This window comes from Oscillatoria sp. FACHB-1406 (genome assembly GCF_014698145.1).
Classification (GTDB): Bacteria; Cyanobacteriota; Cyanobacteriia; order Cyanobacteriales; family Spirulinaceae; genus FACHB-1406.
Genome location: NZ_JACJSM010000005.1, coordinates 75818 through 95304, shown reverse-complemented (window position 1 = coordinate 95304; position 19487 = coordinate 75818). Strand labels below are relative to the sequence as shown.

The following is a 19487-nucleotide window of genomic DNA, read 5'->3' as shown; positions in this document are numbered from 1 at the left end:
AAAATTCAAAATTCAAAGTTTAAAAAACCGAGTTGTGCAAATTATTCAAGCCAACCCGGTTTAAGCAATCTTCATTTAGGCAGAATGTCGATATCAAAAATTTCTGTCGGTAACGCTAAAGTACAACAAGCATTAGGAATATCGACAATTCCGCTGACTCTGCCTTCTACCGGCGCGCAACTTAACAATAAATAAGCTTGTTCGCCCGTAAACCCAAATTTTTTGAGGTATTCGATCGCGTTTAAACAAGCACGACGATAAGCAACGTGCGCGTCGAGATAATACTGTTCTCCAGTAAACTCATCGACAGAAATTCCTTCAAAGATTAAATACTCTGAATAACGCGGTTCTACCGGGCCGGGTTTAAAGATCGGATTCACCATTCCGTACTTTTCAACCCCGCCTTTAATCACATCAACGTGCAGGTCGATATATCCCGACATTTCAATTGCACCACAGAAGGAAATTTCGCCATCGCCTTGAGAGAAATGAATGTCTCCCATTGATAGTTTTGCTCCTTCTACATACACCGGGAAGTAAATGCGCGACCCTTTGGAGAGGTTCTTAATATCGCAGTTCCCGCCATGTTCCCGAGGTGGGACGGTACGCGCTGCTTCGGCTGCAACGCGATCGAATTCTGCACCTTTTAATGTGCCTAAAATTGCATTTTTAGGGTTTGGTAATTCCGCCAGGGGAGGAATCGCCGGTTTCCAGGGCGGGCCGCCTTTTTCCACCAGCGCGCGCTCTCGGGCGTTCCATTTCGCCAACAATTCATGGGAAGGCGCGCAACCGATTAAACCGGGGTGAGTAATCCCTGCAAAACGGACTCCAGGAATGTGACGAGATTGCGTATAAATTCCTTGAATATCCCAACACGCTTTAGCTGCATTTGGAAAATGATCCGTTAAAAATCCGCCGCCATTTTCCCGCGCAAAAATTCCAGTAAAACCCCACTCATCGCCTGCCAGCGGACCGATATCGAGTAAATCTACCACTAAAATATCGCCCGGTTCCGCACCATTCACGTAAATCGGACCGCTTAAAACATGAACGACACTGAGATCGACATCGCGGACATCGCTGGGGTCATCGTTATTCGCAATTTGCCCGTCCGTCCAATCTTTACATTCAATGCGAAAGATATCGCCGGGACTAACGGAGACGACAGCAGGAATATCGGGATGCCAGCGGTTATGACCGGGCAATTCCTGCTCTTGCATGGGTTTAGTCAGATCGACTTTGAAGAGAGTTGGTGGCATGATGAATGGGCGTTTTCTACGGCGGGCAAACTACAGCTAGAAATCGATGTTGATTGTCCGAGTCATTGTAATCGCTCTAACATCAACTCTTCTTTTGCTATTCACAGGTTAACACTCAATTCCTTCGTTCGTTTTTTAAGAATTGCAACAATTACCTGCCTGGAAACTCAGAAAAGTCAGGATTTCTAAGGACAGATTGTTACAATCGCTATCTAATGGTTAATGATATTTACGCTACAAACTTTATTAAGAAAATCTATTATTTGTAAAAATGATAATCATTCGCATCCCTAGGCGCAATCCTGAAGGGATCGGCATAGCGGTGCGCGCTGAAATCAAGCCTCTTTCCGGAATCGGGAGGCTCAAGCTTGTATTTCCTTAAGCAAAAAAGCTAGGTTTCTCCCTTCACTGCTTCAAGAAAGGGAAAGATGAGATGAAAAAGAATCGCGGCATTCTTCAGCTAAATTTCTGCGCTATCGGCGTAATGGTTGCCATTCTGGTTATTGCCCAACACTACGGTTTGTCGGCGAGTCTTTTATTTCTACCGCCGCCATCGCCTTATCCCGTCGGCGAACGACTATTTACCTACACCTTCCAAATTTTATGTGCGGTTCCCGGGGTTGTTTGCGCTTTTACTTGGGCGTTGCTGCACAAATTGCAACCCGGAGCGAAGATAAATCGCTTTATGTTAGCTTCTGCCCTTATAACTGGGGGGTTTCTCCTTAATGAAATCTATCGGATTCATATCATTTTTCTATTGCTGGGAGTCCCCAAACTCGTGACTTGTTCGATTTATGCCGTTGCTGTCGGTCTTTATGGGTGGGGTTTTCGCAACTTTTGGCGATCGACTCCCTATCCGTTGTTGATGTGGGGAATGGGGCTGTTGGCTTTCGGGATTGCGATCGATACTTTGCAGCCCGGAGGTCACGAAATTTCGGTCTTCTTAGAAGGGATTCCCAAGGTGTTGAGCGAAGTTAACGTTGTTCTGTATTTTTGGATAACTTGTCATCGAGAGATAAGAATATATTTGAGTCAAAAAAAGCTAAACTGAGTCATTTTAATGATACGATAATCATCAATAAGCTCCGACTTCTAATCAGAGGTGAAATCATGGTTTCTCTTACAGTCTCTCCTCAAACAGAAGAAATTGAGTATCCAAGCGAGGATGGCGAACCCTTGGCAGAAACCTACGACCACTTGTATGCAATTTTGATGACGTTAGAAGTGCTGCGGCGCTACCTCCAAGGTCGTCGCGTCACGGTGTTAGCCGACCAAATCTTCTATTACGTCGAGAACTTCCCTAAAATTTATGTCGTTCCCGATGTGATGGTCATTTTCGATGTCGAACCGGGTGGACGGGATAGTTATAAACTCTGGGAAGAGAAGCAAGCGCCGAAGGTAATTTTTGAGATGACTTCCCGGCGAACGAAAAATAAAGATATGACGGAAAAGAAGGCGCTGTATGAAGGGCTGGGCGTTCGGGAATATTGGCTATTCGATCCGAAAAAGGAGTGGATTGAAGAACAACTCGTCGGCTATCGTTTGCTCAATGGCGAGTACGTTGCGATCGCGGATCGCCGCAGCCAAGTTCTCCAATTGCGCCTAGAAGTGGACGGCAAGTTAATCGCTTTTTATCGGGAAGATACGGGCGAAAAGTTGCTAATTCCCGACGAATTATCAGAAGCGTTAACGATGGCAACGGCAGCGCAAACGGAAGCCGAAGAGCGAGCCGAAGCCGAACGCCAGCGCGCCGAAGAGTTAGAAGCGCTCCTGCGTCAGTACCAAGAACGATTTGGCGATCTTCCGGAATGACAAACGCTTATGATTGGATGGCGCGATCGCTCGATACCATTCGCCGCGCTGATTGGTATCGTTCCGTAAAACCGTTGCAAGGACGAGCGGGAGCGGTTGTCACGCTCGAAGGGCGCAAGGTTATTAACTTTGCCAGCAACGATTATCTAGGACTCGCGGGCGACGAACGTTTAATCGAAGCGGCGATAGCAGCGACGCGAGAATACGGGACGGGGAGTACCGGCTCGAGGCTGCTAAGCGGACATCGGGAACTTCACCGCCAATTAGAACTTGCGATCGCGTCCTTAAAACAAACCGAAGATGCACTGGTTTTCAGTTCCGGCTATCTCGCCAATCTCGGGACAATTGCCGCCTTAGTCGGAGCGCGCGATCTGATTTTAGGCGATCGCTACAACCATTCCAGCCTTAAAAATGGAGCCATTCTCAGCGGTGCAACCGCGCTCGAGTGGGAACACAACGATCTCGACGATTTGCGCGCCAAACTGCACCGGCATCGCCCCCACTATCGCCGCTGTTTGATAACCACCGATACAGTATTCAGCATGGATGGAGATTTATGCCCCCTCCCGCAACTGCTCGATCTCGCCGAAGAATTCGACTGCATGGTGTTAGCCGACGAAGCGCACGCAACGGGCGTTTTGGGGGAAACGGGAGCGGGCTGCGTCGAGCATTCTCATTGTAGCGGGCGATCGCTCGTACAAATCGGTACGCTCAGCAAAGCCTTGGGGAGTCTGGGCGGTTACGTCGCCGGTTCCGCGCTGCTTGTCGATTACCTCCGCAATCGCGCCGCGACGTGGATTTATACCACTGGATTATCGCCCGCCGACACCGCCGCCGCGATCGCCGCGATTGAGATCATTCGCAGCGAACCCGAACGCCGCGCCCAACTGTGGCGCAACGTTAACTATCTCAAACAACGCCTCCAACAAACCAGAGCAACGCTCTTACCCTCCGAAGCGCCCATTCTCTGCATCGGACTCGCATCCCCTGCCACAGCGCTAGCAATGGCGAAAAAACTGAAAGCAGCGGGAATTTTTGCCCCCGCCATTCGCCCGCCCACCGTTCCCACCAGTCGCCTGCGCTTTTCGGTAATGGCAACTCACGAATTAGAACATTGCGATCGCGTTTTGGAGGTATTGGATGTCTAGCATTTACGCTCCTCCAATGCGAATTTCGTTCTGCTGAAACGCAACTTTGAGGCGGCGACTGTACTCGCGTCCGACTTGCCATTGCTGCAAGGGTTGGGTTTTAATCCACATTAAAATTTGAACGCCTTGGGCATTGATGCGTTGAACGCCGATCGCGCTAGTCGGTTCGATAATTTTATCTTCCCAGTCGTCATCTTTTTGCATTCTTTCGGCAACTTCGCGCATAATTTTCATCGCGCGATCGAGGTCGGTATCGGGTGCAACTTCGATGGTAAAATCCAACCGCGACCATTCTTTACTGTGGTTGTGAATCGTGGCAATATTGCCATTCGGAACCGTTGTTAAACGCCCGCCCGCGCCGCGAATTTGAGTAATGCGTAAATTCATATTTTCCACAACGCCTTCTGCCCCACCAACATCAATATAATCGCCAACCGCATATTGATCTTCGAGCAAAATTAAGCTGCCGTTGACGACATCTTTAACGAAACTTTGGGAACCGAGGGAGAGGGCTAAACCGATAATCCCAACGCTGGCGAGAACGGGTGCGATGGGAATATCCAACGTTTCTAATGCTAAAAAAATGCCAATCGTGTAAAGGGCGAAAACAATGCTGCCTTTAATCACAACGCCGAAGGTAGCAAGGCGCACGATTTGCCGTTGGCTATTGACAAGGAGGGGGGTTTCGGTGTCGTGGATGGCTTTGAGGAGGCGATCGACAGCGACAGTGCTAAAGCGAATCGCGATATTAATCCCAAACCAAATCGCAAGCAGCGCAATGGGTTGTTCGATCAGCCAAACGTGCAAGCTGCGCGTCCAAGGAAAGCGCCCGAGAATCCAGGTAATCATCCCCGCCCACAGAAAGAGTTGTCCCCATTCCAGCAGCCGCCGTTTGAGGATGTTGGTGTTGCGCTGGCGTTCCCAAACGATCAGTTGTTCGCGGTTGGCGACGACGCGATCTTGTTGAGCGGCGATGGGCGGCGCGTTACTATCGGTGGGAGGGGGCGGTTCGGCTTCGAGTTGATTGCGCCATTGTTTGAGGCGTTCCCATTCCGCGATCGCGCTTCGCTCGAGGGGATCCAGCATCCACCGCACGAGAATGCTCAACAAAAACAGTCCGACTGCCCACTGAACCTGTCGCAGTAAGTAATCAGGCGCTCTCTCTTTTTGAGCTTGGAGCAGTGCATCTTTTATTGTTTTTGTCAACTCATCAGCCCATTGGGTGAGGGAACGTCCGTTGTATTCGGCATCTTCCGGCGCAACTAACATCACTTGTCGCTCTCGCAATTTGTCGCCATCGCGGGCTAAGATGACGAGATCGTTTTTGCGCTTGCCGACTGTAATGGCGAGGGTTTTAGGATCGAAACCGCGCTGCCAGTATTGGGGGTAGCGGGCGCGATCGACAATGGCGTAGAGTTCGTTTTCAATGAGCTTGACGCGCTGCTCGAGGGGGAATTTATCGCCCTTTTTGCCTTCGGTATTGCTAGTTGCGGCACTCGAGGCGATGCGAAAGAGTTCGTAACCATCGAGGGTGACGGGGACGGCGACGAGGTTGCCGACGCGCAGGGTGGAGGGAAGCGGAAGTTCGGTGAGGGGGGTGGGGAGGGAGGGTTGTGCAGTGGCGCTAGAAAAGGGCAGGGAGAGCGCGAGGGCAACCATACAAGCTAAAACGCCGATTATCGGCAAACGCAGTCGGAATCGCCGTAGAAATGCCATGCGGAATGGACTGAATGGGGAGGTTTCCGTCGTCTATTTTAAGAGAAAGGTAGCGCATAACGTTACTTTGGGTTTGAGGGGGTTACGCGATCGCGCCTTCTGTCTCGACAGGATAAAATATTTTTAGGCTCGGCATTGGAGGGGAAACGATGAGATTTATTAATCCAAAAACTGATTACGCTTTTAAAAAAATATTTGGTTCCTCTGAAAGTAAAAATATACTTATTAGCTTTCTCAATGCGTTGATTTATAACGGCAATTCGACGATTCAAGACCTCGAAATTATCAATCCGAATTTGCCCCCGAAGTTAGAAGGCTTAAAAGACACTTACTTGGATGTTAAGGCAAAATTGCAAAATGGCATTACGGTCATTATTGAGATGCAGGTGCTAAACGTTCAGTCTTTTGCTAAGCGAGTTATTTTTAATGCAGCGAAAACTTATGCTTTTCAACTGCAATCTGGGGAAGGGTATCGAATGCTGAAGCCGGTCATTGCTCTAACTTTAACTGATTTTATTATGTTCCCGGAGCGGGAAAAGTATACCTCTCGCTATAGTTTTAAGGAAACCACCGATAATAAAATTTATCCCGATAATGAAATTGAGTTAGTTTTTGTGGAGTTGCCGAAGTTTACGAAAGAGTTGGAGCAATTGGAAACTCTGGCGGAAAAATGGATTTATTTTATTAAGTCGGCGCGATCGCTGGATGCCATCCCGGAAAATATGGAAGAGATTACCGAGTTAAATCAAGCGTTTGGGATTGCGAACCAAGCGGGCTTAAGTCAGAGCGAATTGGAAGATATCGAACGGCGCGAAATGTTTATTTACGATCAGCAGGGCGCGATCGCGCTCGGACGCGAGGAAGGACGCGAGCAGGGGATTGAGGAAGGGCGCGCTGTCGGTTTGGAGGAAGGACGCGAGGAAGGACGCGAGGAAGCGCTGCGGGATGTAGCGAGAAATTTACTCGATCGCTTCGACGATGACACGATTGCCCAAATGACGGGACTGAGCTTAGAAACCGTTCGAGACTTGCGTTCTGAGTCATAAAGCATCGCCTAAAGGTCAAGCGAAATTCGCCGAGCTTGGCAATTTTGCTGTCCTAGGGTAGCAAAAGATTGTTTCGTCTTTCTCCACAATATGCTGGAAACTATTTTAGGATATGGATTGCTATATCGTAGAGTTCCCGCACGCATTTTCGGGATATAAAAAATTTAACCTTTCCCGCATCGCGAAGCTAACTTTTTCGCTGCGTCGATTGAGAGATTTATGAAAGGTTTTGTGAAGTCAGTAGAAATAAAATTATGCGTGCAAATCAAGGTTGGCAATTTTGGATCGATCGCGGCGGCACTTTTACCGATATCGTCGCTCGCACCCCCGAAGGCAAAACTCTCGTCCGCAAGCTGCTTTCGGAAAATCCCGAACAGTACGAAGATGCTGCGATTGAAGGGATTCGGCGCTTGCTCGAACTCGCACCCGATGAAACGCTACCGCGCGATCGCATCGCTGCGGTGAAAATGGGGACGACTGTCGCCACCAATGCGCTCCTCGAACGAAAAGGCGATCGCGTCGTTCTCGCTATTACCAAAGGCTTCAAAGATGCACTGCGCATCGGCTATCAAAATCGCCCCGATATCTTCGCTCGCGAGATTATTCTCCCGGAAATGCTCTTTGAGAGCGCGATCGAAGTCGAAGAACGCTACAGCGCTAGTGGCGAGGTCTTAACGCCCCTTAACCTCAAACAAGTCCAAAACGATCTGCAAGCCGCCTACGATCGCGGAATTCGCAGCGTCGCGATCGTTCTCATGCACGGATACCGTTACCCCCAACACGAGCAACAAGTTGCAGAAATCGCCCGCGCGATCGGCTTCCCGCAAATCTCAACCTCCCACCGCACGACTCCCCTCATGAAGCTTGTCAGTCGCGGCGATACTACCGTCATCGATGCTTACCTTTCCCCCATCCTGCGCCGCTACGTTAACCGCATCGCCGCCCGCCTCGGCGCAGAAAACGATACAGAATCGCCGCAACTGTTCTTCATGCAATCCAACGGTGGACTGACTGACGCACAAAACTTTCAAGGCAAAGATAGCATCCTTTCCGGGCCTGCGGGGGGCGTGGTGGGCGCGGTGAAAGTCAGCCAAATCGCCGGATTCGAGAAAATTGTCGCTTTCGATATGGGTGGAACTTCTACCGATGTCAGCCATTACGCGGGCGAATACGAACGCAGCTTTGAAACCGAAGTGGCGGGCGTTCGCCTGCGCGCGCCGATGATGTCCGTGCATACCGTTGCGGCTGGGGGCGGCTCCCTGATTCGCTTTGACGGTTCTCGGTATCGCGTTGGGCCTGAATCGGCGGGCGCGAACCCCGGCCCGTCGGCTTACGGAAAGGGCGGGCCGTTAACCATCACCGATTGTAATGTCATGGTGGGAAAGTTGCAGCCAGAATTTTTCCCGAAAGTGTTTGGTAAAAATGCCGATGAACCTCTCAATGTTGCGATTGTCCGCGAAAAGTTTGTCCGATTAGCTGAGGAAATCGGAGATGGGCGCAGTCCCGAACAAATCGCGACGGGATTTCTAGCAATTGCTGTGGAAATCATGGCAGAAGCGATTAAAAAAATTTCTTTGCAGCGCGGTTACGATGTTTCTCAGTACGCGCTGTGTTGTTTCGGCGCAGCGGGCGGACAGCACGCTTGTTCGATCGCCGATGCGTTGGGCATTCAACAGATTTTAATTCATCCCTATGCGGGGGTTTTATCGGCTTATGGGATTGGTTTGGCGGAGTTGCGGGTGTTGCGAGATAAAGCAGTGGAAGCAACGCTAACCGAGACTTTAATCCCGGAACTCGATCGCGGATTGCAGCAGTTAATTGAGGAAGGAAAGGAGCAATTACAGCAGCAAAATGTCGCTCATTTCGAGGGATTAACTGTGGTGCGACAACTGCGACTGAAGTATGCGGGAACCGATTCGACGCTTGGGGTCGATTTTAGCAGCGAGCGCGAAATTCGGGAACGATTTGAAGCGTTGCACCAGCAGCGATACGGCTTTATTATGCCGGAAAAAGCCCTCATTGTCGAAGCGATCGCGATCGAATTGATTTGTCCGACAGCGGTTGCTGAAGAACCGATAATCAAACGCCACAGCGATGCTTCCCCCGTTCCGATGGCAACAGTTCCCCTATATGTTGCCGATGTTTGGCAGGAAACGCCCGTTTATCAACGCCAAGATTTACAACCGGGCGATATGATTTCCAGTCCGGCGATTATTATTGAGGCGACGGGAACCAATATTATCGAACCCGGTTGGCAGGCAGAAATCAGCGATCGCAATCATTTAATTTTAAGTAAGAATGAAAGCAGCCTCAAAGCCACTTTTACAGCTTCAGGAGAGGGATTTAAGGAAAGCGAAAATTCCAACTTAGGAGAGAAATTCAAGGAAAAAGCCAACCCCGATCCGATCCTCCTGGAAATCTTCAATAACCTTTTCCGTTCCATCGCCGAACAAATGGGAACGGCGCTGCAAAATACCAGCTATTCGGTCAACATTAAAGAACGTCTCGATTTTTCCTGCGCCCTTTTCGACAGACAAGGACAACTCATCGCTAATGCGCCCCATATTCCCGTGCATTTAGGCTCGATGGGAGAATGCGTAAAAAGTTTAATTCGTGCTGTCGGCACAACCCTGAAAGCGGGCGATGTTTATGCCATTAATAATCCCTACAATGGCGGTACTCACCTTCCCGATATTACCGTTATTACACCCGTTTTTTCGAGAAGCGAAAGTTCGCAACCCAACTTCTATGTTGCCTCGCGCGGACATCATGCCGATATCGGCGGAATTACGCCCGGTTCCATGCCTCCTAACAGTACGACGGTGACGGAAGAAGGAATTTTATTCGATAACTTCCCGTTAGTAAAAGATGGACGATTTCGCGAAGTTGAATTACTAGAATTACTCGCCTCTTCTCCCTATCCCGCTCGCAACCCCGCTCAAAATATCGCCGACTTACAAGCTCAAATTGCCGCCAACGAAAAGGGCGTGCAAGAACTTCAGCGTTTAGTCGAGCAATATGGATTAGTAACTGTGATTGCCTATATGCAGCACGTGCAGAATAATGCGGAAGAGGCAGTCAGGCGCGCAATTTCTAACCTTAAATATGGTCATTTTTCCGTTTGCCTCGATACGGGAGAAACCATCCAAGTTACGATTGCTATCGATCGCGAATCTCGCAGCGCGACTCTCAACTTTACCGGAACTTCCCCCCAACTCAAGAGTAATTTTAATGCGCCGCTAGCTGTCTGTAAAGCAGCAATTCTCTATGTTTTCCGCACGCTCATCGACGAAGATATTCCCCTTAATGAAGGCTGCTTAAAACCGTTAGAAATCATTGTTCCTGAAGGCTGCTTCCTTAACCCCACTTCTCCTGCTGCTGTCGTCGCTGGGAATGTCGAAACCTCCCAACAAATTACCGATTGCTTGTACGGTGCATTGGGAGTAATGGCAGCTTCCCAAGGAACGATGAATAACTTTACTTTTGGGAATGAAACTTACCAATATTATGAAACGATTTGCGGCGGTTCTGGGGCAGGAATTAACTTTAATGGAACCGATGCGGTACAAACGCACATGACGAATTCTCGACTGACAGATCCTGAAGTATTGGAATGGCGCTTTCCAGTCCTTTTAGCTAATTTTGAAATTCGTCAAGGAAGCGGCGGCAAAGGGAAATATTGCGGCGGCAATGGAGTGATTCGTCGCATTCGTTTTTTGGATGCAATGATGGCTGCTATTGTTTCGAGTCGGCGGGTTATCGCGCCTTTTGGTTTGTTCGGAGGAGAAGCAGGCGCAATGGGGAAAAATTGGGTAGAACGGGCGGATGGAACAGTTGAAAATTTGGAGAGTACGGCTGTGGTAAAAATGCAACCCGGAGATACTATCATCATTGAAACTCCGGGCGGTGGAGGAAGTTTTTTAATTGATAATTGATAATGGACAATGGATAACGACTTGGAGAATTGATAACTCCATCGACTTAAGAAGTCCTGAGAGCGAATTCACCGCTTCGCTAAGATTTCTTCAATCCCTGTCTTAATAATCTCCTCGACTTTCAGGCGTTTTTCTAAAGAAGCGGATTGAAAATCGGGATAGATGGGTCTTCCTTGGGAATCTTGAAGCAGTGCGTAACGGTTCGGGACGCGACTCAGCACCCAGGAAACAAGTTTACGCCGTTGTTCTGGATGCGAAAGGGCAGCGCGGTAAGGATGTCCTTCTGGATAGGCAGCCAAAAAGAAATCGATTTCTTCAACGACGAGCGATCCCGTTAAATTGATTGTGGCTTTAGTCATATGAAGTAAAGACCTCAAACGTTTCCAAAGAAGCGTTAACATCCGCAAGCTAGACGAAAGTATAACCGGTTCAACTCGAGCAGGCGGACGGGGACATTTGAATTGATTAAAAAATCTTTAATTAACTTAACCAAATCATAGAGTATCTATATCTAAAAGCGTCAATAAGTTTGCAAAAGTTAAAGAAAATTTAGTTATTTTGATGTTTAGACCGATAAGCAGAATTCCCCTTCTACCCGAACGCCGATAGAAGAGGAAAAACTGCGATAAAGTTGGGAATTGGGGTTAAACGCTAGCCAATTGGGGTGTAGCTTGCGGGCGCTTGCTATTGCGAACGCCTTCAATGGCGGCGGCGTAGTCGGGAGCGTTAAAAACCGCAGAACCGGCAACTAGCGCATTTGCGCCTGCTTCAATAACTTGCCAGCTATTGTCGGGTTTCAAACCGCCATCGACTTCAATCCAAGGATCGAGTCCGCGTTCGTCGCACATTTGACGCAATTTGCGAATTTTCGGGAGAACGGCGGGAATAAAGCTTTGTCCGCCGAAGCCCGGGTTGACGCTCATAATCAACACCAAGTCGCAGACTTCGAGAACGTAATCAATTAATTCTAAAGGCGTGGAGGGGTTGAGGACGACTCCGGCTTGCTTGCCCAACTCGCGAATTTGGCAGAGGGTACGATGCAAGTGGGGCGAGGCGTTGTGTTCGGCGTGGACGGAAATAATGTCCGCGCCTGCTTTAGCGAACTCTTCGACGTATTTTTCTGGTTCCACAATCATTAAGTGGACATCCAGGGTTTTTTGGGTTACGGGGCGAAGGGCTTTAACAATCAAGGGACCAATGGTAATGTTGGGGACGAAGCGACCATCCATTACATCAACGTGAATCCAGTCAGCACCGGCTTCATCGACAGCTTTAACGTCTTCTCCCAAACGACTGAAGTCAGCCGATAAAATAGAGGGTGCGACTACGATATTCTTTTTGGTCATGGTCGAGCGTTCTCCCTAATCTCACTGATTGGTATTAATTTTAACAAATCTTCAGCTTTTCTTGACGATCGCGAGTTCGGAAAACTGAAAAAAAAGAGATCGCCATTTCATCACACTCGAAAATTAATAGCGAAGAATCGATAAAGATGCTTAAAAGATGGATAGGTTTACTCGGGAGTAGTTTAGCCGTTGTCGCGATCGCGCCGGCACTGGCTGCGGAGATTTCGTCGCTCGGAGAACGGGGAATCGGAGCATTGCGCCTGCAAGCTGCACCCTATAATCTGCTTGGACGCAAAATTGGCATCGGGCAGGTAGAAATCGGTCGTCCGAGCAAGTTTGGGGTGGATAAGACCTCTCCCCAAAACCGCACGACGATGGTAGAAAGCGTATTCCATCAAAACGAAGCCGCGAAAGCCAATACCTTGGTAGACGAACACGCGATGATGGTTGCCTCAGTAATGGTGAGTCGGGACAAAACGATACCGGGCGTTGCGCCGGGGGCGAAGTTATATTCCTCTGCCGTCGGAGAGATGCAAAAAGACGGACAGGCGCAAGAGTGCCTCTCGTCGCAGCACGTGGCGCTGCAAAATAGCGGGGACGTGCGGGCGATTAATTTTAGCTTCGGCGAACCGCTGCAACGCGATCCGCGCGAGAATCCGACGCTCGATGGCAATGCGTTGCTGACACTCTGTATCGATTGGTCGGCGCGGGTTCACGATACGCTCTACCTGATTGCCGGAAATCAAGGTAGCGGCGGTATTCCGATTCCAACGGATAACTATAACGGTGTTAATGTCGCTTCGACGATGCGGCGCGATGGCTGGTTTGCAAAATTGGACTTTTCTAATTTGAGCGATTTGCCGATGGGAATCGGGCGGCGCTTAATCGAGCGAGAGATTAATGCAGGGGAACGACGCGCGATCGCGTTGGTGGCCCCAGGACATCAGATTGACACTTACAATCTGGAAGGGAAGAAGGTGCGCGTGACGGGAACGAGTTTCGCCACGCCCCATGTTACGGCATCGGTGGCGCTGTTGCAGGAATACGGCGATCGCCAAATTGCTAAATCTACTCCAAATTGGAGTCCGGATGCGCGCCACAGCGATGTTATGAAGGTGGTACTGCTCAACTCTGCTGATAAGGTTAAGGATAAGGGCGACGGATTGTTGCTCGGGATGGAGCGCACGACACTGGATAAGGAAGATAAAACCTGGCTGGATGGGGATGCTTATAATAACCCCAAGATTCCCCTCGATATTGAGATGGGAACCGGGCATTTGAATGTTTTTCGGGCTTATCAGCAGTTTAGTCCGGGGCAGTGGAGTCCGGAAACCCCCGTTCCCGCGATCGGCTGGGATTATCGCAGTATTGAGGCAGAACAGAACCGCGACTACGTTCTCGATAAACCGCTCAAAGCCGGGAGTTATGCTGCCGTAACGCTGGCTTGGCAGCGTCAGGTAGAACTCGAAGATAAGAACGGTAACGAACGGTACGATATTGGAGAGGAATTTCGCGATCTCGGCCTCAACAACCTCGATGTCTACCTCATGAAAGCAGATAGCGACGACCCCGACGAGCAACTTTGCGCCTCAACCAGCGAAGTAGACAGCACAGAACATATATTCTGTCAAGTTCCCGAAACGGGTCGATACAAAATTCGCGTCCGCTATCGCCAGCAAGCGAACGAAGCCACCCAACCCTATGCCTTAGCTTGGTGGACGGCCTCAAATAATCAGTAATAAATCGTGGAGCGTTAAAGGCGGCGCGGTACTGTGGTTGGTGGAGCTTAACCGGAGGTTTAGATTTGACTTTTTAAGCTTAACAATCTTCTCCTAAATTCAGAAATTCCTCGCCGACCTCTCCTGTCTCAATCAGTACCCAGACAGGAAAAGGATATTTGACGAAACCCGACCGCCAGCCTATATTGATAAATTAACCTTAACTTGCCCGAACCTCATTGCAAGCTTGCCATCCTCAAATCGTCCCATGAGCTTTTTACCCATCGCCTACTTCCGCCATCAATTCGTCCCCTTCGCCGAAGCCAACATCTCGATCGCGACTCACGCATTGCACTACGGAACCGGCGCATTCGGCGGCTTGCGAGGCATTCCCGACCCCAACAACCCCGCCCAAATCCTCCTCTTTCGTCTCGATCGCCACTGCCAGCGCCTCAGCAACAGCGCTCGCTTCCTCCACTACGACTTACCTGCCGATAAAATTGAAAGCATTATTATCGATTTTGTCAAGCAAAATAGCCCGAAAACGCCCTTTTATATTCGCCCCTTTGTCTTCACTTCCGACTTAGGAATTGCGCCCCGCCTCCACGACATCGAACACGACTTTTTCGTTTACGGACTCGAACTCGGCGATTACTTATCCCCCGATGGTGTAACCTGTCGCATTAGCTCCTGGAATCGCCAGGAAGATCGCAGTTTTCCCTTGCGCGGCAAAATCAGCGGGGCGTATATCACCTCCTCCCTCGCTAAAACCGAAGCCAAACAATCGGGATTTGACGAAGCGATTTTAATTAACTCCCAAGGTAAGGTTTGCGAAGCTTCGGGAATGAATATTTTTATGGTACGGCGAGGGAAATTAATCACTCCCGGCAGCGATCAAGATATCTTAGAAGGGATTACCCGCGATAGCATTATTACCCTCGCTAAAGATGCCGGAATTGAAGTTATCGAACGTCCCGTCGATAAATCGGAACTGTTAATTGCTGATGAGGTATTTTTAAGCGGAACGGCGGCTAAAATTACGCCCGTCAAACAGATCGAAAATTACAAACTTTCCGAGAAGAAACCGATGACGGAAATGTTGCGAGATAAGCTAACCGCCATTACCGAAAATCGCAGTTCCGATTATCAAGATTGGGTCTATGCAATCCCTATTGATTAGATCGATTCTGTAGAGACGTTGTAGGATAACGTCTCTACACTTTCATCAGCTATCTGCATTCTTAGTTCTCATCACATCTATTCGCCTTTGCCTTAAAATATCCCTAATAGTCCGTCCAGCCTCCTCAATTTGAGATTCACGCAAACTACCTTCAGTTTCAGTTCGCTCTGTTCTATCCTCGTCTATTCGGAAGGAAAATATTTTGCCATCCATAGTAGCAATAGATAAAAATTCTTTGTATATTCTTTTTAATTTATGGTCTTTGAGGTTAGTTGAAGACCTTTCTTTTACCTTGACAGATACAATAGTGTCATAAAGAATCTCACAAATTTCTTCGTCTACTGTAAGGTGTCTTATAAAGTTCCAATAGCATCTATAATAGGCAAGAAAATTTGCACAAAAGAAGATAGCAGTAAATTCATATATACCATATCTTTTCTTGCCATCAAGACCACAGTCTCTTCTGAAATCTCGATTGCTTATCAACAATCCTTTGACATCCTTCCTTTGAAATAAATTGCTATCCCTATCAGTCTCAATCCTATCTTGTATTCGCTCAACGTGCCGGGAACTCACTCCAAATAATCTTTGAATAGGTTGGCTAGTTTGAAGAGTATTAAGTTCTCCAGTTTCTCTGCCAATTTGTATTAGCAAAGTTTTTCTAGCTCGCTCAATAAGGGTAGCTTTATCTTGGTCTAGCCATTTCTTTACCTTTTCTTCCAAGTCTTGTAGCGATGTTTTTTTGCACTCTCGTTCATCGTCTTTTAATTTATCAAACTGATTTTGACGTGCTTCAAATAATTGTACATAAATTCGCTCAAGCTCCGTAAGTTTTTTTGTACAAGATTCTATACTCACTTCAAGTTCTTGTTGACGTACCCCAAGCTCGTACTTCTTTTCCTCAAGTTCTTGTTGACGCACTCCAAGCTCGTGTTCTTTTTTCTCAAGTTCTTGTTGCTTTGCCTGTAGTCGTAATCGATTTCTCTCTAAATCAACAAAATTTTGTCTCTCTATTTTTTCGTATTCTTTATGGATATCATTTAATTGTTTGAATAAATAAATAAAAATAAAAGCAATAACTATTGAATTATAGGCAATAGTAAATATAACCCTAGACAACAATCCCCCCATAATAAAAACTGTGAATACTAAGAGAACTCTATTCAAGTCGTCAAAAATCACTCTTAATAATCTATTACATAATTCTTGAAAATATAACTGTAGAATAATTAATAAGTGAGGCGATACGTTATTTGATGACCAAGCCTCTCTAACTGATGCCATTTCTTGACTAACTGATTCTATCTCTCGTCTAATTGATTCTACCTCCCTATCAAGTAATACGATTTTTTGATCGACTGAAGATAGATTATCTCCAATTAACTTGATTGAGTTCTCGTCTGATACTATTGATTGCTTGATTGATGATGTCAATTTTATATTTAATGATAATTCTCTGTTAATTGGCATTAGTGATTCTGAAGTCTCTATCAATTCTGGCGGAAGTTCTACTATGCCTCCAGTCCTGTGCAACTTGAGCAAGTCAAAGTATTTATGTAGTATTTCCGGACTGCGTTCTACATCATCAACCATCGTATTGCTCTATTTTTTTAACTAATTCAGATATACAAGAATCCTTAATTAGGGAGCTTAAACGAACATTTTTGTACCTTATCTTTTTTTGTAAAGCGACTAATTTCTTCATTTCTGAGTAGTAACATTCTTGCTTCTTAAACTTTTCAAATTCCGGGTATGGAGAAGGCCAGTTCTGAGTGAAGTAACTACAGTAACTAACGACTAAAACAAGAACTTCAATCTCGAATTTCGTGAAGCCAGAATTTTGTACTTCACGAGCATTCTTTATAGATTTCAAAAGCTCAGCTTTGTGATAACGATCTAGCTTTTCTAGACCCAAACCTTGAGAATTTCTATGAATCCAAGCTAGGCGTTTGCAAAAGCTATCTGTGTAAAGATTTGGATTTACCTGCTCCCTGACGGATAGCTGCAGTCAAAAATTATTTTCTTGCTTTTCAATCGTAACCGGAGCTTGGTAAAGGTTATTAATTTTTTCTGCTAGCTTTGAACGATTGGCAACATTCCAAGACTCTTTGTTAGCAGCATTAATTGTTTCTCTAAGCTCTGGGTCTGCTGAAGCAGCGGTTCCTAACTCCCGAACAGCTTGATCGAATTCGGCATCAGTCTTGGCCGCTGCTTCAACTTCTAGCACTGCTTGACCGTAGTCTAAGCGTTTTTCGTTAGCCAATTCTATGGCATTTACTGTCTGAGGTGATTTTTGTCGGAGCCGCTTTAAGAAGTCACCCGTTCTATCGATTACAGCATCACTGAATCTGTCGCTTGCTTTATCACTAATTTTCACTAACACCGAAGTAGATACTGCTATAATAGCCGTTGTCAGAGGATCCATACAATAAGTCAGTAAATGAACACTAATTCAAATCACCTATACTTCTAGTTATACAGGAAAATCATATATTTGGCAAGTTTCGCACAATTAGGTGTAGGTGAGTTCAATGCCTCAAAGAAAAGTAGTATCTATTTGCTAACACAGATTTTCGATCGCTGAAATAACGCTTCCCCAATTAAAACCCTAAATCTGCCTTAGCACTCGTCGCCGCCGCAAACACTTCTTCGTCCGATAACTCTTCCCATGCGGTTACGCCTAATTCTCGATAGAAGTTGCTATCGTAAGCGCGGGTTCTCACAACGACAGGCATGGGGACGGCATGACCTAAAATTAAGGCTTGTTGCTTCGAGTCCAATTTTGCTAGCACCGCCCGCAAGTTTTGTCCGCCGGATACGCCGGTAAAAATCGCATCGATATCTTTTTCGTCGTTGAGTAAACAGGTGACGCGAGTGCCGACTTGCGACATCACTTCGTTATCGATTCCGGAAGGGCGTTGATCGACAATTAAGAGGGTGACGAAGTATTTTCGCATTTCCCGCGCGATCGTTCCAAAGATGGTTTGATGGACGATGCTGGAGTCGAGAAAGCGATGCGCTTCTTCGATGGTAATTACGAGCGGTTGCGGGCGATCTTGGGCGTTCTTCGTTCTCAGGAATTCATCGGCTTTTTTGACGTAGCTGGCGTGAATTCGTCGCGCAATCATGTTGGTGGCGAGCATATAAGAAAGCATATTCGATTGCGATCCAAATTCAATAACAACGTGCTTGCCTGCATCCAGCGTTTGCAAAATTTGGTCGATATAGTTGTGGCGAGAAACGGTTCGCAAATATTTAAGGTTATCGAGGCGCATTAGTTTGCGTTGCAGTGCCATAATTGCGCCGGTATGCCCTTGTTTTTCTTCGCAAAACATTTTGATTTCTTCGTTGCTCATGTTGAGCAGTTGCACGATCCAGGATTTGCCGTATTCTGAAGCGAGGATGTTGGCGTTGTCGATGCTAGCTTCGGAGAGGTTGAGTTCTTGTCCGACGAGGCGTAAGTCTTCGATTTCGATTTGATCGTAGCTTAAGTAGAGTTCTTGGGCATCGCGCACGCCGCGCCGTTTGGTGGATTCGGGATCGAGGGTATAAATTTCGACTTGTCCGGGGAAGAGTTGGCGCAATCCTTTGACGGTGCTGACTTCTTTGCCTTCTCGCATCGCTTCCCAACCGTATTCGGAGTGCATATCGAACATGAGGTTGACGGCGGCGTTTTTGCGGATGATTCCGGAGATGAGGAGGCGGGTGAGAAAGGATTTGCCGGTGCCAGATTTGCCGAAGATGCCGTTGCTGCGTTCGATGAAGCGATCGAGGTTTAAGCACACGGGAACGTCCATGTCAAGGGGTTGACCGATCGCGAAATTCCGGCGCGTCGGATCGTCTTCCCAGCCGAAGACGGCGCGAAAGTCGGCTTCGCTGGCATCGTAAACTTGGCTGAAGTGGCTGGGAATGGTTTTGACGGGGAGGAGTTCGAGATCGGCGCTACTTTGCGCTTCAAAGGAGGCGGCGTTGGATTTAGCGCTTCCGTTTCCGTTCCCGTTTTCGAGTTGCCATTCTTTTTGTTCGGGGGAAATGGGGGTAAACATCAGCATGGGTGCGATGTTAATCGTGCCGAAAGTGCCGTTTCCGGCGAGAACTTCGCGCAGGAAGTCGTCACCGGGATCGGGCGGATTGGTGAGGATGCGATTGCTGGCAGTACCGAGGGTAACATCGGTGAGAAGGCAGAAAAAGCGCGATCGCGTCCCTTGTACGACGAGGAATTTTCCCACGCGCATATCTTCTACGGATACATCAGCGTGCAAGCGCACTTCTAAGCCTTGGGAGAGGGAACCTTGAATAACCGAACCGAGGGGAATGTTCATTGATA

14 protein-coding genes are annotated in these 19487 nt (G+C 47.7%); 7 read left to right on the top strand and 7 right to left on the bottom strand.

Features of this window, described 5'->3' with window-relative positions; all coding sequences use genetic code 11:
- Positions 1 to 71 precede the first annotated feature (71 nt).
- The gene (fmdA, locus tag H6G50_RS07335; protein WP_190714784.1) at positions 72 to 1259 is read right to left on the bottom strand and encodes a formamidase; all 1188 of its coding nucleotides are present in this window, start codon (positions 1257 to 1259) and stop codon (positions 72 to 74) included.
- A gap of 433 nt (positions 1260 to 1692) precedes the next feature.
- On the opposite strand from fmdA, the gene H6G50_RS07330 reads away from it, so the two are divergent.
- The 3 genes from H6G50_RS07330 to bioF are packed head-to-tail and all read left to right on the top strand — an operon-like array spanning position 1693 to position 4219.
- Entirely contained in the window at positions 1693 to 2310 is a 618-nt protein-coding gene (locus tag H6G50_RS07330) for a hypothetical protein (RefSeq protein ID WP_190714782.1), read from the top strand.
- Between the two features lie 59 nt (positions 2311 to 2369).
- On the top strand, positions 2370 to 3071 hold the full coding sequence (locus tag H6G50_RS07325) for a Uma2 family endonuclease (RefSeq protein WP_190714781.1): 702 nt from the start codon (positions 2370 to 2372) through the stop codon (positions 3069 to 3071).
- A complete protein-coding gene (gene bioF / locus H6G50_RS07320) occupies positions 3068 to 4219 on the top strand; it encodes an 8-amino-7-oxononanoate synthase (protein WP_190714779.1) in 1152 nt (383 codons plus the stop codon). Before H6G50_RS07325 ends, bioF begins: the two co-directional genes overlap by 4 nt.
- Before the next feature lie 3 nt (positions 4220 to 4222).
- Here bioF and H6G50_RS07315 read toward each other — a convergent pair whose 3' ends face one another.
- Positions 4223 to 5935, bottom strand: a complete 1713-nt coding sequence (locus H6G50_RS07315) for a mechanosensitive ion channel family protein (protein ID WP_190714777.1) — start codon at positions 5933 to 5935, stop codon at positions 4223 to 4225.
- A gap of 149 nt (positions 5936 to 6084) precedes the next feature.
- Here H6G50_RS07315 and H6G50_RS07310 point away from each other — a divergent pair, with 149 nt between their 5' ends.
- Positions 6085 to 6981, top strand: coding sequence for an Rpn family recombination-promoting nuclease/putative transposase (locus H6G50_RS07310; protein WP_190714775.1), 897 nt, complete (start codon positions 6085 to 6087; stop codon positions 6979 to 6981).
- Between the two features lie 254 nt (positions 6982 to 7235).
- Positions 7236 to 10916, top strand: coding sequence for a hydantoinase B/oxoprolinase family protein (locus H6G50_RS07305; protein WP_190714773.1), 3681 nt, complete (start codon positions 7236 to 7238; stop codon positions 10914 to 10916).
- Between the two features lie 68 nt (positions 10917 to 10984).
- Here the strand turns inward: H6G50_RS07305 and H6G50_RS07300 are convergent, their stop codons facing one another.
- On the bottom strand, positions 10985 to 11275 hold the full coding sequence (locus H6G50_RS07300) for a hypothetical protein (RefSeq protein WP_190714771.1): 291 nt from the start codon (positions 11273 to 11275) through the stop codon (positions 10985 to 10987).
- A 285-nt stretch (positions 11276 to 11560) separates the two neighbouring features.
- Complete coding sequence (rpe, locus tag H6G50_RS07295; RefSeq protein WP_190714770.1) at positions 11561 to 12262, bottom strand: ribulose-phosphate 3-epimerase; 702 nt, start codon at positions 12260 to 12262, stop codon at positions 11561 to 11563.
- Between the two features lie 146 nt (positions 12263 to 12408).
- Here rpe and H6G50_RS07290 point away from each other — a divergent pair, with 146 nt between their 5' ends.
- Together H6G50_RS07290 and H6G50_RS07285 are read left to right on the top strand one after the other, a co-directional pair.
- A complete protein-coding gene (locus H6G50_RS07290) occupies positions 12409 to 14001 on the top strand; it encodes a S8 family serine peptidase (RefSeq protein WP_190714768.1) in 1593 nt (530 codons plus the stop codon).
- A gap of 247 nt (positions 14002 to 14248) precedes the next feature.
- The gene (locus H6G50_RS07285) at positions 14249 to 15160 is read left to right on the top strand and encodes a branched-chain amino acid transaminase (RefSeq protein WP_190714766.1); all 912 of its coding nucleotides are present in this window, start codon (positions 14249 to 14251) and stop codon (positions 15158 to 15160) included.
- A gap of 45 nt (positions 15161 to 15205) precedes the next feature.
- Here the strand turns inward: H6G50_RS07285 and H6G50_RS07280 are convergent, their stop codons facing one another.
- The 3 genes from H6G50_RS07280 to H6G50_RS07270 form a co-directional block, all read right to left on the bottom strand.
- Positions 15206 to 16753: a hypothetical protein gene (locus H6G50_RS07280; RefSeq protein WP_190714764.1), complete on the bottom strand. Its 1548-nt coding sequence runs from the start codon at positions 16751 to 16753 to the stop codon at positions 15206 to 15208.
- A 415-nt stretch (positions 16754 to 17168) separates the two neighbouring features.
- Complete coding sequence (locus H6G50_RS07275) at positions 17169 to 17585, bottom strand: hypothetical protein (RefSeq protein WP_190714762.1); 417 nt, start codon at positions 17583 to 17585, stop codon at positions 17169 to 17171.
- 175 nt (positions 17586 to 17760) lie between these two features.
- The gene (locus H6G50_RS07270) at positions 17761 to 19482 is read right to left on the bottom strand and encodes an ATP-binding protein (protein ID WP_190714760.1); all 1722 of its coding nucleotides are present in this window, start codon (positions 19480 to 19482) and stop codon (positions 17761 to 17763) included.
- Positions 19483 to 19487: the final 5 nt, after the last annotated feature.